Genomic DNA, 13,077 nt, shown 5'->3' on the forward strand with positions numbered 1-13,077 from the left:
AAAGTCCCACAGGGACTGGAAAGATGGTTTACACGCGTGGCGGAAAGTACCGTCCTCTAGCGGGGCGGCTGCGCGCAAGAGTACTGCAATGCAGCGCAAAAAAACCGAGAAAATTGGCACGTGCGCACGTTAATGTCGGTTTGGTGATAGCGCCTTTCGCAATCAATTGTTAAAAAGGAGGCCTCTCAAAGCTACCTCCACGAAAGGACTTCGCATATGCCTGTCACGTTTTCCAAGAGCGCCCTGCTGCTCGCCCTGGCGCTTGGCCTTGGCCAGGCACAGGCTGCCGAACCGATCAGCCCGGCCGAATTGGCGACAAACGAAGGCATTCCCTACCCCGCCGTGATCGCTCACCGTGGCGCCTCCTACGACGCGCCGGAATCCACCGCCGCCGCCTACAAGGTCGCGCGCGACCTGGGTGCCGATTACCTGGAAATGGACCTGCAGCGCAGCAAGGACGGCGTACTGTTCGCCCTGCACGACAACAACCTGCAGCGCACCACCGACGTGGCTACCAAGTTCCCCGAGCGCAAAGACGCCCCGGCCAACGAGTTCACCTGGAAAGAACTGCAAACCCTCGATGCCGGCAGCTGGTTCAACGCCGCCTACCCGGACCGTGCGCGTCCAGGCTTCGTTGGCCTGAAGATCCTGAGCCTGGACGACATCATCAAGATCGCCGAAGGCAACCCGCAGCACAAACCCGGCCTGTACATCGAAACCAAGGAGCCCAAGCAATTCCCGGGCATCGAAGCCGACCTGAAAAACAAGCTGCTGGATAAAGGCTGGCTCAGCTCCGCCGGCTCCAAGCTGGGCAAGAGCAACACCGGCGTCGGCCAGGGCAAGGGCCGCGTGGTGCTGCAGACGTTTGAAAAAGACAGCTTGAAAGAGCTGCAAAAAGAAATGCCAAACACCCCGAAGATCCTGCTGTTATGGGTTGGCCCAGGCAGCATCGAGCCTAAATCCACGCAGACCTTCGCCGAATCCGGCGAAACCACCAAGGCCGCCTACTACGCCAAGCAAGAGCCGAAAGACGCCGCCGAGTTCGAAAAGTGGGTCGACGAGGCCAAGAGCCTCGGCGCCATCGGCACCGGCCCGTCGGCTGAGCTGACCGACCATGGCGACCAGAGCTACACCGACCTGGTCAAGCCTGAAATGAACAAGCTGACCCACGACAAGGGCCTGCTGGTGCACGTCTACACCGTGGATGAGCCGGTCGACTTCGACAAAGTGATGAAGGCCGGCGTCGACGGTATCTTCACCAACCGCGCCGCCGAACTGTTGAAGTTCTACAAGCGCTGGCCGTCGTCCAGCGTGCAAGACCTGCTGAACGACTATAAGTACTGAGAGCGTCGGGCATTGGTGTCAGTGCGCCATTAAGGATGAGTTAAGTTGCGCCGGTTAATCTGGCGCCACTTAAACAGCTCACCGAAGAAGGACACACACCATGAAAACCCTGACTGCCCTGTTCGCTGCCACCGCCCTGACCCTGACCGCCGGCCTGGCCCAGGCCGATGTTCGTCCGGACCATATTGAAGGTCTGCTCAAGTCCGGTGCCGTGATGCCGTTCGACAAGCTCAACGCCGCCGCCGTGGCCAAACACGCCGGTGCCACGATCAACGACACCGAACTGGACCACAACAACAGTGGCGTGCTGGTCTACGAAGTTGAGCTGACCGACACTGCCGGCAAGAAGTTTGAAGTCAAGCTCGACGCCAAGACCGGCGCCGTGCTGGAAGACAAACTCGACACCTGAGTGACCCCATCACCTGAAACCGCGCCACCTCCGGGTGGCGCGGTTTTTTTATGCGCGCTCGCTAACCGCGCGTAGGAAAAAACGTCATTTTGTGAATGAAATTACACCGGCACCGCACAAGGCCGCTAAAATCCCAGGCATCAACCTGAGCCTCTGGCTCACCACTTTGCGAGACTGTTGCATGGGGCAAAAAGCCGCCGACATCGCCACCATTGGCCGAATCAGTGCCGTACCCGCGATGCTCCAAGTCATCAGCGACATGACCGGGCTGCGCTTTGCCGCCGTGGCGCGGGTGACCGAGGACACCTGGACCGCCTGCGCCGTACTCGACCAACTGGACTTCGGCCTCGGCGTCGGTGGCGAGCTGGACCTGACCACCACGATCTGCCACGAAATTCGCGGCTCCCACGTGTCCGTGGTGATCGACAAGGCCAGTGAAGACCCGCTCTACCACGACCACCACACGCCGCGCCTGTACCACTTCGAAAGCTATATTTCGGTGCCGGTGTTCCGCACCGACGGGCGTTTTTTCGGCACGATCTGCGCCTTGGACCCCAACCCCGCCATGCTGCGCAGCAGCGCAATCCAGTCGACCATGGAGTCGTTTGCACGGGTGTTGTCGCTACAGATCGAAGCCGAAGAAGCCGCGCAGCATACCCAGGCGCAATTGCAGGAAGAACGCAGCACCGCCGAACTGCGAGAGCAGTTTATCGCCGTACTCGGCCATGACCTGCGCAACCCGCTGTTTGCGATTAACGTCGCGGCCGAACGGCTGCTGCGCAAGCACCCGGACCCGGCCACCGACACCCTCGTGCGGCATATCCTCACCAGCGGCCGGCGCGCTGCGCAGTTGGTGGAAGACGTGCTGGATTTCGCCAGGGGGCGCATGGGCAGCGGCATCCCACTGAACATCGGCGATTGCCAGGGTTTGCAGGCGGCGTTGCAACATGTGGTGTCGGAGGTGCAGAGCGTGCATCCGCAGCGAGAGATCCATGCGGCCATCGGCGACCTCCAACAGGTGAAAGGTGACCGTGACCGCCTGGCGCAGTTGCTCTCCAATCTGGTCGCCAATGCCATCCACCACGGCAGCCATGACGGCCCGGTGGAGGTTCGCGCGCAGGTCGAACACAGCCAGTTCAAACTATCGGTGAAAAACCCCGGGCAGATCGACGCACAAGCCTTGCTCCGGCTGTTCCAGCCCTATTCACGTCCTGTCACCGACAAACCGCAGGCCGGCCTGGGCCTGGGGCTGTATATCGTCAAGCAGATCGCCGATGCCCATGGCGGGCAACTCAACGTGTCGTCCGACGAGCTGGCGGGCACGCACTTCACCTTTACGCTGGACGTCCACTGAGCGCGCTTTCAAACTGTCACAAAATCGTCATACCGCCTTGCAATGATTCGCCTACGCGAACCTGTGAAACATCCTACAGGCGCTTTCTCTGCGAGCCTCCATGAACCACAGCCTCGACCACAGCCACCAGGATTCCGATCTGTTTGGCTTGCTTTACGGTTTTCGTTTTCGCCCCGGTGAAAAGGGTGAACAGATTGATTCGGCCACCGCGCTCCAGGCCTTGCAGCAACCCGCCGATCCGGAAGAGTTCCTGTGGCTGCACCTGAACCTGGCCCACGCTGCCTGCGAGCGGTGGATGCAGGCAAACCTGGATTTGCCCGAAGAATTCTTCGAGGCCCTGCACGAAGGTTCGCGCTCCACGCGTATCGAACACGTCGACTCAGCCTTGCTGGCGGTGGTCAACGACGTGGTGTTCAACTTCAGCAGCATGGTCTCGTCGGACATTTCCACGCTGTGGGTGTGCACCCGCAGCCGGCTGTTGATCAGCGCACGCCTGCAACCCTTGCACTCGGTGGACAAGTTGCGCTCGTCGGTGAAGGCCGGCGAACACTTTCGCTCACCGCTGGAGCTGCTGGTGCACCTGCTGCGTGACCAGGGTGAAGTGCTGACGCAGATCGTGCGCAAGACCAGCATCAGCGTCGACCATATCGAAGACCAGTTGCTGTCCTCGCGCTTGTCCACCAACCGCGCGGAACTGGGCGCGGCGCGCCGGGTGCTGGTGCGCCTGCAACGCCTGCTCGCGCTGGAGCCGGGCTCGCTGCTGCGCCTGCTCAACCGCCCGCCGCAATGGCTGCAAAAGGAAGACGTGAAGGAGTTGCGCAAATCCACCGAGGAGTTTGCGCTGATCATCAACGACCTCACGGCGCTGGGCGAACGGATCAAGCTGCTGCAGGAAGAGATCGCCGCCAACCTCAACGAGCAAACTAACCGAACGTTGTTCACCCTCACCGTGGTGACCGTGTTGGCGTTGCCGATCAACATCATTGCCGGTTTTTTCGGCATGAACGTAGGCGGTGTGCCGCTTTCCCAGGACCCGGAGGGGTTCTGGATTTTGGTGGCGCTGGTCGCGACTTTCACGCTGATTGCCGGGCGTTGGGCGTTTCGCAAGTTTTCAAATTGAAATGCAATAATTTTGGGAAGGGCTTGCCCCCGATAGCCCCCCGATAGCCCCCGATAGCCATAGTTATCTACACACCGTTGGCTCACCGCCGAACGCCAGGCAGATAGGGCTGTTGTGGCGAGCGGGCTTGTCCCGCGTTGGGCTGCGAAGCAGCCCCAAAACCAGCCTGAAAAGTGGTGTAGACCCTTGGTCTCTCTAGTGTTTTGTAGACCAGCGGCACACCCGATTACCTAAACAATGACCTGCGGCAGCATCGCTGTAACATTCTGCAATGAACATGAACGGCATCCTCCCAATACGGATGCCTCGGCATGGCTACCCCTTCCCTGACTGCCTCCACGCACTCATCCTCCGCCGATTCAAAACCGCGCCTGGACAAAAAACCTGGCCTGGTGACAGTGATCGTTTTTTTCGCCGTACTTGCCATGGGCCTGTTGTTTACCGCCTACAGCCTCATGCACGACATGCACGAAATAGGCGCCCAGCCCACCACGTTGACACCGTTCCTGCTGCTGGGTGTGGCACTGTTGATCGCCCTGGGTTTCGAGTTCGTCAATGGCTTCCACGACACCGCCAACGCCGTCGCCACGGTGATCTACACCAACTCGCTGCCGCCGCAGTTTGCGGTGGTGTGGTCGGGCTTTTTCAACTTCCTCGGTGTGCTGCTGTCCAGCGGCGCGGTGGCGTTCGGCATCATTGCCTTGCTGCCGGTGGAGCTGATTTTGCAGGTGGGTTCATCGGCCGGCTTCGCGATGATCTTCGCCTTGCTGATCGCCGCGATCCTGTGGAACCTCGGCACCTGGTGGCTGGGGTTGCCGGCCTCCTCGTCCCACACCCTGATCGGTTCGATCATCGGCGTCGGCGTGGCCAATGCCTTGATGCACGGCCGTGACGGCACCAGCGGCGTGGACTGGAGCCAGGCGATCAAGATCGGTTATGCCCTGCTGCTCTCGCCGTTGATCGGCTTCGCCTTTGCCGCCTTGCTGTTGCTGGCCTTGCGCGCCTTCGTGAAAAATCGCGCGTTGTACAAGGCGCCCAAAGGCGACACCCCGCCGCCGTGGTGGATTCGCGGCATGCTGATCGTCACCTGCACCGGCGTGTCTTTCGCCCACGGCTCCAACGATGGGCAAAAAGGCATGGGCCTGATCATGCTGATCCTGGTCGGTACGCTGCCGATGGCCTATGCGCTGAACCGCACCATGCCGGCCGAGCAGTCATTGCAGTTCGCCGCCGTGGCCGAAGTAACCCAGGTGGCCCTGGCAAAAAGCGCGCCGCAGGTATTGCCGGGCGACCCGCGACCGATCCTCTCGACCTATGTGAGCACCAAGGAAGCGACGCCTGAGTTGATCCCTGCCCTCGCCGCCCTCGCCGGCCAGATCGGTGACGAAGTCAAAGGTTATGGTTCCCTGGCCAAAGTCCCCGCCGAAGCCGTGGGCAACGTGCGTAACGACATGTACCTGACCAGCGAAACCATTCGCTTGATGGACAAGGGCAAGGTCGGCAATTTCGACGCCGACACCCAAGGCAAGCTGCAACTGTTCAAGCAACAGATCGACAATGCCACGCGGTTTATTCCGCTGTGGGTGAAGATCGTCGTGGCCATCGCCCTCGGGCTGGGCACCATGGTCGGTTGGAAGCGCATCGTGGTCACCGTGGGCGAGAAGATCGGCAAGACCCACCTGACTTACGCCCAGGGCGCCTCGGCCGAGACCGTGGCAATGCTGACCATTGGCGCAGCGGATATGTTCGGGCTGCCGGTGTCGACCACCCATGTGTTGTCGTCGGGTGTGGCGGGGACCATGGTGGCCAATGGGGGTGGGTTGCAGATGCGGACCATCCGCAATCTGCTGATGGCGTGGGTGCTCACCTTGCCGGCGGCAATTGTGCTATCCGGTAGCCTGTACTGGCTGTTCACCAAACTGTTCTGACACAACCTGGATTGAAACTGTGGGAGGGGGCTTGCTCCCGATGGCGGTGGTCCAGTCAGCCAATCTGTAGCTGACACACCGTCATCGGGGGCAAGCCCCCTCCCACAGTTTGAATGGCTGTGTGTCAGCGAGTGAACAACCCGGCCATAGCTTTCAGGCGTTTCTTGTACACCCGCCGCGCCTCCAGCGCCTCTTCCAGGGTCACCGCCACAAACCCCGCCCGCTGGTTCGGCTGCATCTGCCCGATCAAGTCCAGGTCGGCACTGATCACCGTGCCGATCATCGCGTAGCCACCGCCGGATACCGCATCGCGATGCAGCACAATCGGCTCCAGCCCGGCCGGTACCTGGATCGAGCCAATCGGGTAGCAACTGTCGACGATATTCGACGGATCCGACCCCGCGCCGAACGGTTGCTCACGCGGTTGAAAACTCAGTGCACTGCCGCCCTTGAAGCGATAGCCGATGCGGTCCGCCTCGGAGCCGACTGTCCACGGTTCGGCAAAAAAGCTGCTCTTGGCGCCCGCTGTCAATCGCTCGTAATACAGCCCTGGCACCACGCGCAATGTGACATCGCCGCCCACCGAGCGGCGCAACGCCATCGGCAAACTGTTGCCCGCACGGCCCAGACCGCTGGCGTCGCCGATGGGCAATTCATCGCCCTCCTGCAAGCGTCGCCCGTGGAAACCACCGAGTGCACCGAGGGTGTAAGTGGAGCGACTGCCGAGCACCAACGGCACGTCAATGCCACCGGCGACGGCGAGGTAAGTGCGGGCGCCGGCCTTGGGAAATTCGAAACGCAGCACCTGCCCGGCACGCACCTGGAACGCGGTGTCCTGATGCACCACTTCACCGTCCAGGCGCGGCGACATCAACGCACCGCTGAGCGCGACCAAGGCATCTCGTTGAAACTCCAGTTCGGGCCCGATCAATGTGCATTCCAGGCCCGCCGCGCCCATGGGGTTACCCACCAGATGGTTGGCCGCGCTCAAGGCGTATTGGTCCAACGCACCCGATGGCGGAATGCCCAGGTGGTAATAACCTTCGCGGCCCAGGTCCTGCACAGAGGTGGCGAGGCCGGGTTTGAGGACCTTGATCATGCCAGCGCCTCCTGCAGGGCTTTCGGATAGCCGATGGGGTCGGCGAGAAACGCATCGAGGGAAAATTCCACCGGACGAATGCGCAGGTCGAAACGTCCTGCCTCCACCTCGGCAACCGCCAGGTCGTAGGCGTCCCGGTTGATGGGTTTGAATTGCACGATGTCACCCGGCCGGAAGAACACCATATGCGCCTTGAGGTAGGCCAACTGCTGCGCCGGGTCGTAGATCGGCGCCGGGGTCACGCCGAACATCTGGTAGCCGCCGGCGCCGCGCACCGAGTAGATGCAGCCGAAGCAGCCGCCATGGCCGAGGGTCAGTTTCGGCGTGTCGGTGCGCGGGCGCAGGTACTTGGGCACCTGCAACTGCCGCTCGCGCTCGACCATCTGGAACATGAACGGCAAGCCCGCGACAAAGCCGACCATCGAGACAAACCACGGCGCGCCACTGTGAGCGGCGATAAACGCGTCAACATCGGCCAGGCCATTGATACGCGCGGCGTATTCCAGGTCGGTGGCGCTGGGGTCTTGATGGCGGTCGCGAAATCGCATCAGCGTTTCATGGGTCCAGGGATCGTTATAGAGCACCGGGATTTCGATGATGCGTGTGTGCAGGGTGCGCTCGGCCACGGCCTGGGCTTCGGCGCTTTGCACGGCGTCGAGCAGCACATGGGGCGCGATGCGGTCGGGGTCGAAGCGAATCTGGAACGATGCATTGGCCAGGCACACATCCAGCACGCCTTCCAGCGCCAGGCGCTCCACGGCACGGGTCACGGCCATGCCCTTGAAAAAAGCCTCCAGGGACATGCTCTCGCTGACTTCGGCAAACAGGTGCTCATCACCACCGAAGCTGTAGCGGATGGGGGACGTTTCAGCCATGTCTGTTCCTCTTGGAATCGTTATAGAAAGGCAGGCAAAAAGTGAACGTTCGATCTTATTAGGGTGTTTTGACTGTGATGCCCGCCTGGTCCAGGGCTTCACGGGTGGCTTCCACCAGCTCCAGGGCGCCGGGGGTGTCGCTGTGCAGGCAGATGGAGTCGAATTCAATAAACAGGTCTTCGCCTTCTACGGTACGCACCAGCCCCGTCTGACACGCACGTAGGACGCGGGCCGCGACCGTGGCCGGGTCCAGCGCGCGTACGTTGCGGGTAAACACGATGGAGCCGGTCAGATCGTACTCACGGTCGGCATAAAATTCGCGCACCACCGGCTGCCCGAGTTCCTTGGCCACGCGCCAGATCACCGAGTTGGGCATGCAGTACAGCAACAGTGTCGGCTCGATGATTTGCAGGTTTTGTACCAGCAGGCGCGCGGCTTCTTCGTCGCGGGCCAGGTGCATGTAGAGCGCGCCGTGAGGCTTGATATGTTGCAGCGTCATGCCCTGGGCGCGGGCGATTTCACGCAGCGCGCCCAGCTGGTAGAGCATGTCGTCGACCAGCTCCTGGGCCGGTGCATGGATATGCCGACGACCAAAGCCCACTAGGTCGCGAAAGCCCGGGTGTGCGCCGATGGCCACCCCCAATTGCTTGGCGCGCGCGACGGTGCGGCGCATGGTGCCGGGGTCGCCGGCATGGAAGCCGGTGGCGATATTGGCCGAGCTGATATAGGCCATCAGCTCTGCGTCGACGCCATCGCCGATGGTCCAGGGGCCGAAGCCTTCGCCCATGTCTGAATTGAAATCCACTGCCTGCATCGGGGACGCTCCGCCAAAAGGTGATACTGGAAAGTAGGCTGCGGCTTGACCCCTTGGGAAGATCTATTATCAGATGGCCTATCTTCTGAAAATCAGATAAAGCCATGTCCCTGACCTTGCGCCAAATCCGCTACTTCGTCGCCACCGCCGAAATCGGCCAGATTTCCCAGGCGGCGATTCACCTGAACATCTCCCAGTCTGCCGTGACCACGGCGATCAAGGAGCTGGAAGCCCTGCTTGGCGTGCAGCTGTTCGTGCGCTCGGCCCAGGGCATGAACCTGACCGATGCCGGGCGGCATTTTCTCAACCGCGCCTATGTGATTGCGCGCAGTGTCGACGACGCGCTGAACAGCCCGTTGCCCGACTACCGCGCCAGCGGCGTGCTGCGCCTGGCGGCCAGCTACACGGTGCTGGGTTACTTCCTGCCGCACCACCTGCAGCGCATGGAACACTGGCACCCGGATGTGACCCTCGAGGTGTTCGAGCAGGAGCGCCAGGCCATCGAACAGGGCTTGCTCGATGGCCAGTTCGACATGGCCGTGGTCCTCACCGCCAACCTCACTCACCCGGCGATCGTCTCGGAAATCCTGTTCAACTCGGAGCGCCGTTTATGGCTGCCCAGCCATCACCCATTGTGCGAGCGCGGTGCGGTGAGCCTGGCGGATGTGGCGCAGGAGCCGTACATCCTGCTCACCGTCGATGAGGCCGAACACAGCGCCATGCGTTACTGGGAACAGGCCGGGCAGACGCCCAAGGTGCGGCTGCGCACCAGTTCGGTAGAGGCGGTGCGCAGCATGGTCGCCAATGGCAGCGGCGTGGCGATCCTGTCGGACCTGGTGCACCGGCCCTGGTCGCTGGAAGGCAAGCGCATCGAAACCCTGACCGTCACCGATCCCGTCACGCCCATGAGCGTCGGCCTGGCCTGGCATCGCGAGCGCGCCTTTACCCCGGCGATGCAGGCGTTTCGCGATTACTTCCACGACGCCTTCCTGGCGCCGCAACAGCTGTCGGCGCGGCGTTAAAGCTGCGAATGCAGGATGGCCGCCAGCCAGTCCATGAACACCCGCACCCGCAGCGGTAGATGCCGCTGCCCGGCGTAGAGCAGGGACACATCCAGCGGCGGTGCCGGATAGTCCGGCAGGACCGCCACCAGTTCACCGCTCGCCAACTCGTCGCCCATGCCCAGGGCCGGCACCTGAATAATCCCGAAACCACCCAGGCAGGCAGACTTGTAGCCATCGGTGCTGTTGACCGTGACCCGCCCGGCCATGGGGATGCGCAGCACCTTGTTGCCCTGCACGTATTCAAACCCCGCCGAGCGTGAACCCAACGGCCGCACGTAATGCACCAGGTGGTGGTCGGCCAGGTCGGCCAGTGTCTGCGGCACGCCGTAGCGTTGCAGGTAGGTGGCGCTCGCGCAGTTGATCATCGGCATGCTGCACAGCAGCCGCGCCACCACGCTCTGGTCCGGCTGCGCGCCGACGCGCAGCACGCAATCGAAGCCTTCGGCGAGCAGGTCGACCTGGCGGTCGGTGGTGCTGATCTCCAACTCGATCAGCGGGTGCGCGTCCATGAACTGCGGCAGACGCGGCAGGATCAAGTCCCGCGCCATCACGTTGGGCATGTCCACCCGAATCCGCCCGGCGAGTTGCGCTTCGTCCTGGCGAAACAGCCCCTCCAATTCCTCCATGTGTGCGAGCAAATCCTTGCTGCGCTCATACAGCACGCGGCCGTCCTGGGTCGCCTGCACCTTGCGCGTGGTGCGCTGCAACAGGCGTGCACCAAGCAATTCTTCCAGCGCCTGCACATGCTCGGACACGGTGGAGCGCGGCAGGCCCAGACTCTCGCCGGCGCCGGTGAAACTCGACAGCTCGGTGACGCGCACAAAGGTGCGCAACAGCTCCAGTTTATTCATGGGATTGTTCGCCTTATTCGGCCAGTGATTCCGGTATAGCGCTGTTTATCACGTTATGGCCGGACAAATACACTGCTTCCCACGCTCACTCACCGAGGAACTCACCATGACCCGTAAAATCGCATTGATCACCGGCGCCAGCCGTGGCCTGGGCAAAAACACTGCACTGCACCTGGCGGCACAAGGTGTCGACATCATTGGCACTTACCACAGCAAGGCCGATGAAGCGCAGGCATTGGTCGCACAGATCGAACAACTCGGCGGCCGTGCCGCGATGCTGAAACTGGACGTAAGCCAGAGTGCGACGTTCGCTGATTTCGTCGACGATGTTGCTGGCGTGCTCAAGGATGTTTTCGCACAGGAGCACTTCGATTTTCTGGTCAACAATGCCGGTATCGGCATTCACGCCAGCTTCGCCGAGACCACCGAAGCGCAGTTCGATCAGTTGGTGGCGATCCAATTCAAGGGCCCGTTTTTCCTGACCCAAAAGCTGTTGCCGTTGATCCGCGACGGTGGGCGCATCCTCAATATTTCCAGTGGCCTGGCGCGCTTCAGCCTGCCTGGCTACGCCGCGTACGCCGCGATGAAAGGCGCGATGGAAGTGCTGACCCGCTACCAGGCCAAAGAGCTGGGCAGCCGTGGCATCAGCGTTAACATCCTGGCACCCGGCGCGATTGAAACCGACTTCGGCGGCGGTGCCGTGCGCGACAACGCCAGCCTCAACGCCATGGTCGCCAGCAATACCGCCTTGGGCCGCGCCGGGTTACCGGATGATATTGGCGGGGCCATTGCCAGCCTGCTCGCCGACGGTAGCCAGTGGATCACCGGCCAGCGTATCGAGGCGTCGGGCGGCATGTTTCTGTAGGAACTTGTCGCGCAGCACGTCATAACTCCAGTGATACACATAGGTGTACGGCAGGAAAAACAGCAGTACGCCTATGTCGAGGATAAACGCCTGCACCAGGCTGATGTTCAGCCAGGCGGCAATCAGCGGCACACACACCAGGATCAACCCCCCTTCAAACAGCAAGGCATGCAGCACTCGGGTCCAACTGTTGTTGGCCAGTTGCAGGCGCGCCTTGAGGCGGTCGAACAGGCCGTTGAAAATCACGTTCCAGGTCAGCGCCAACAGGCTGATCGCCAAGGTGACCATGCCCATCTCCAGGGCAGGCTTGTCCATGATCCACGCCAGCAACGGGGTGCAGATCAACAACGCCAGGGCTTCGAAACCAATGGCCTGGCAAACACGTTCAGTAATCGACTTGGTAGGGTTCATGACCCGGCTCCGTGAGTGACGATGATTGCCATCATTAGCCTTTGACTCGATACTTCATAACCAATAACCATCGATCAAGGCGATAGTCATGGCCTCTAACGAAGTGCTGCAGGCATTTGTGCAGGCGGCCACCCAAGGCTCGTTTTCGGCGGCGGCGCGCAAGCTCGGCAAGAGCCAGTCAACCGTCAGCGCTGCCGTGTCGAGCCTGGAGATTGACTTGGATGTGGTGCTGTTTGATCGCAGCAGCCGTAAGCCGACGCTGACACCTGCGGGCCATGTGTTGTTGCAACGGGCCGAGCAGGTGCTGGAGGCCAGCAGTCGGCTGGAATTGGCGGCGAGTCAGTTGGCCCAGGGGTTGGAGCCGAAGCTGAGTATCGCCATGTCGGATACCTACCAGTCCGACCGTTTCGAGGTCGCCCTCAGCGCGTTTGAACAGCGCTACCCGGACCTTGAGCTGGAATGCCTGATCGCCGAATGCGAAGACCTGATCGCCCTGGTCCAAAGCGGCCGAGCGCAGATTGCGTTTATTGAACACCAGGAAGAATATCCGCCGGACCTGACCCGCGCGCCCGTGGACGAGCGCACCGAAATCGCCCTGTTCGTGTCACCGAAACACCCGCTGGCGGGCCTCGATACCCTCACTGCACACACCCTGCAACAGCACCGCGAATTGCGCCTGGCAAGTATCATCAACCCGAACGAAACCCGTGCCAACGGCCGCGTCTGGTCGGCCCCCAGTTACCTGATGCTGTTGGAGATGGCGCAGTTGGGTTTCGGCTGGGCACCGATTCCGCGCTGGCTGGTGGAACGCTTTGGTGGCGGGCAACTGGTCGAACTCAAGGCACGCGGTTGGCCGCGCTCGGTGGCCGTGGATGCACTGTGGTCCCGGCACCATCCGCCAGGGCCGGCGGGGAGTTGGTTGTTGGGGAAGATGCTGGAGTGA

General features: G+C 61.7%; 13 protein-coding genes. 8 read left to right on the forward strand and 5 right to left on the reverse strand.

Annotation, left to right across the window (positions count from 1 at the left end; all coding sequences use genetic code 11):
• The first annotated feature begins 216 nt into the window (after positions 1-216).
• The 5 genes from FIV39_RS20980 to FIV39_RS21000 all read left to right on the forward strand — a co-directional run bounded on the left by FIV39_RS20980 (position 217) and on the right by FIV39_RS21000 (position 6,155).
• The gene (locus tag FIV39_RS20980) at positions 217-1,344 is read left to right on the forward strand and encodes a glycerophosphodiester phosphodiesterase family protein (RefSeq protein ID WP_090400480.1); all 1,128 of its coding nucleotides are present in this window, start codon (positions 217-219) and stop codon (positions 1,342-1,344) included.
• Between the two features lie 100 nt (positions 1,345-1,444).
• Positions 1,445-1,753: a PepSY domain-containing protein gene (locus FIV39_RS20985; RefSeq protein ID WP_053140009.1), complete on the forward strand. Its 309-nt coding sequence runs from the start codon at positions 1,445-1,447 to the stop codon at positions 1,751-1,753.
• Between the two features lie 181 nt (positions 1,754-1,934).
• On the forward strand, positions 1,935-3,107 hold the full coding sequence (locus tag FIV39_RS20990) for a GAF domain-containing sensor histidine kinase (RefSeq protein WP_090400481.1): 1,173 nt from the start codon (positions 1,935-1,937) through the stop codon (positions 3,105-3,107).
• 100 nt (positions 3,108-3,207) lie between these two features.
• Entirely contained in the window at positions 3,208-4,227 is a 1,020-nt protein-coding gene (locus FIV39_RS20995) for a transporter (protein ID WP_146371601.1), read from the forward strand.
• Between the two features lie 311 nt (positions 4,228-4,538).
• Entirely contained in the window at positions 4,539-6,155 is a 1,617-nt protein-coding gene (locus FIV39_RS21000; protein WP_090400483.1) for an inorganic phosphate transporter, read from the forward strand.
• Positions 6,156-6,279: 124 nt separating this feature from the next.
• Here the strand turns inward: FIV39_RS21000 and FIV39_RS21005 are convergent, their stop codons facing one another.
• From FIV39_RS21005 to FIV39_RS21015, 3 genes are read right to left on the reverse strand one after another with little or no spacing between them, the layout of a single operon-like run.
• Positions 6,280-7,254, reverse strand: a complete 975-nt coding sequence (locus tag FIV39_RS21005; protein WP_090400484.1) for a 5-oxoprolinase subunit C family protein — start codon at positions 7,252-7,254, stop codon at positions 6,280-6,282.
• The gene (locus FIV39_RS21010) at positions 7,251-8,129 is read right to left on the reverse strand and encodes a 5-oxoprolinase subunit B family protein (RefSeq protein WP_090400485.1); all 879 of its coding nucleotides are present in this window, start codon (positions 8,127-8,129) and stop codon (positions 7,251-7,253) included. Before FIV39_RS21010 ends, FIV39_RS21005 begins: the two co-directional genes overlap by 4 nt.
• A 58-nt stretch (positions 8,130-8,187) precedes the next feature.
• On the reverse strand, positions 8,188-8,943 hold the full coding sequence (locus FIV39_RS21015; protein WP_027605627.1) for a 5-oxoprolinase subunit PxpA: 756 nt from the start codon (positions 8,941-8,943) through the stop codon (positions 8,188-8,190).
• 104 nt (positions 8,944-9,047) lie between these two features.
• Between FIV39_RS21015 and FIV39_RS21020 the strand changes: the two genes are divergently transcribed.
• A complete protein-coding gene (locus FIV39_RS21020) occupies positions 9,048-9,965 on the forward strand; it encodes a LysR family transcriptional regulator (RefSeq protein ID WP_090400486.1) in 918 nt (305 codons plus the stop codon).
• Here FIV39_RS21020 and FIV39_RS21025 read toward each other — a convergent pair.
• On the reverse strand, positions 9,962-10,858 hold the full coding sequence (locus FIV39_RS21025; protein ID WP_090400487.1) for a LysR family transcriptional regulator: 897 nt from the start codon (positions 10,856-10,858) through the stop codon (positions 9,962-9,964). The two genes, FIV39_RS21020 and FIV39_RS21025, sit on opposite strands and share 4 nt — an antisense overlap.
• A gap of 106 nt (positions 10,859-10,964) precedes the next feature.
• Between FIV39_RS21025 and FIV39_RS21030 the strand changes: the two genes are divergently transcribed.
• Positions 10,965-11,723, forward strand: coding sequence for an SDR family NAD(P)-dependent oxidoreductase (locus FIV39_RS21030; protein ID WP_090400488.1), 759 nt, complete (start codon positions 10,965-10,967; stop codon positions 11,721-11,723).
• On the opposite strand, the gene FIV39_RS21035 is transcribed toward FIV39_RS21030, so the two are convergent.
• Complete coding sequence (locus FIV39_RS21035) at positions 11,622-12,134, reverse strand: multidrug/biocide efflux PACE transporter (protein ID WP_090400489.1); 513 nt, start codon at positions 12,132-12,134, stop codon at positions 11,622-11,624. The genes FIV39_RS21030 and FIV39_RS21035 overlap by 102 nt on opposite strands.
• A gap of 88 nt (positions 12,135-12,222) precedes the next feature.
• Here FIV39_RS21035 and FIV39_RS21040 point away from each other — a divergent pair, with 88 nt between their 5' ends.
• The gene (locus tag FIV39_RS21040; protein ID WP_090400490.1) at positions 12,223-13,077 is read left to right on the forward strand and encodes a LysR family transcriptional regulator; all 855 of its coding nucleotides are present in this window, start codon (positions 12,223-12,225) and stop codon (positions 13,075-13,077) included.

This window comes from Pseudomonas grimontii, assembly GCF_007858185.1.
GTDB lineage: Bacteria > Pseudomonadota > Gammaproteobacteria > Pseudomonadales > Pseudomonadaceae > Aquipseudomonas > Aquipseudomonas grimontii.

Coding starts and splice junctions, on each gene's coding strand:
- FIV39_RS20980 (WP_090400480.1), top strand. CDS start 217: ATGCCTGTCACGTTTTCCAAGAGCGCCCTGCTGCTCGCCCTGGCGCTT.
- FIV39_RS20985 (WP_053140009.1), top strand. CDS start 1,445: ATGAAAACCCTGACTGCCCTGTTCGCTGCCACCGCCCTGACCCTGACC.
- FIV39_RS20990 (WP_090400481.1), top strand. CDS start 1,935: ATGGGGCAAAAAGCCGCCGACATCGCCACCATTGGCCGAATCAGTGCC.
- FIV39_RS20995 (WP_146371601.1), top strand. CDS start 3,208: ATGAACCACAGCCTCGACCACAGCCACCAGGATTCCGATCTGTTTGGC.
- FIV39_RS21000 (WP_090400483.1), top strand. CDS start 4,539: ATGGCTACCCCTTCCCTGACTGCCTCCACGCACTCATCCTCCGCCGAT.
- FIV39_RS21005 (WP_090400484.1), bottom strand. CDS start 7,254: ATGATCAAGGTCCTCAAACCCGGCCTCGCCACCTCTGTGCAGGACCTG.
- FIV39_RS21010 (WP_090400485.1), bottom strand. CDS start 8,129: ATGGCTGAAACGTCCCCCATCCGCTACAGCTTCGGTGGTGATGAGCAC.
- FIV39_RS21015 (WP_027605627.1), bottom strand. CDS start 8,943: ATGCAGGCAGTGGATTTCAATTCAGACATGGGCGAAGGCTTCGGCCCC.
- FIV39_RS21020 (WP_090400486.1), top strand. CDS start 9,048: ATGTCCCTGACCTTGCGCCAAATCCGCTACTTCGTCGCCACCGCCGAA.
- FIV39_RS21025 (WP_090400487.1), bottom strand. CDS start 10,858: ATGAATAAACTGGAGCTGTTGCGCACCTTTGTGCGCGTCACCGAGCTG.
- FIV39_RS21030 (WP_090400488.1), top strand. CDS start 10,965: ATGACCCGTAAAATCGCATTGATCACCGGCGCCAGCCGTGGCCTGGGC.
- FIV39_RS21035 (WP_090400489.1), bottom strand. CDS start 12,134: ATGAACCCTACCAAGTCGATTACTGAACGTGTTTGCCAGGCCATTGGT.
- FIV39_RS21040 (WP_090400490.1), top strand. CDS start 12,223: ATGGCCTCTAACGAAGTGCTGCAGGCATTTGTGCAGGCGGCCACCCAA.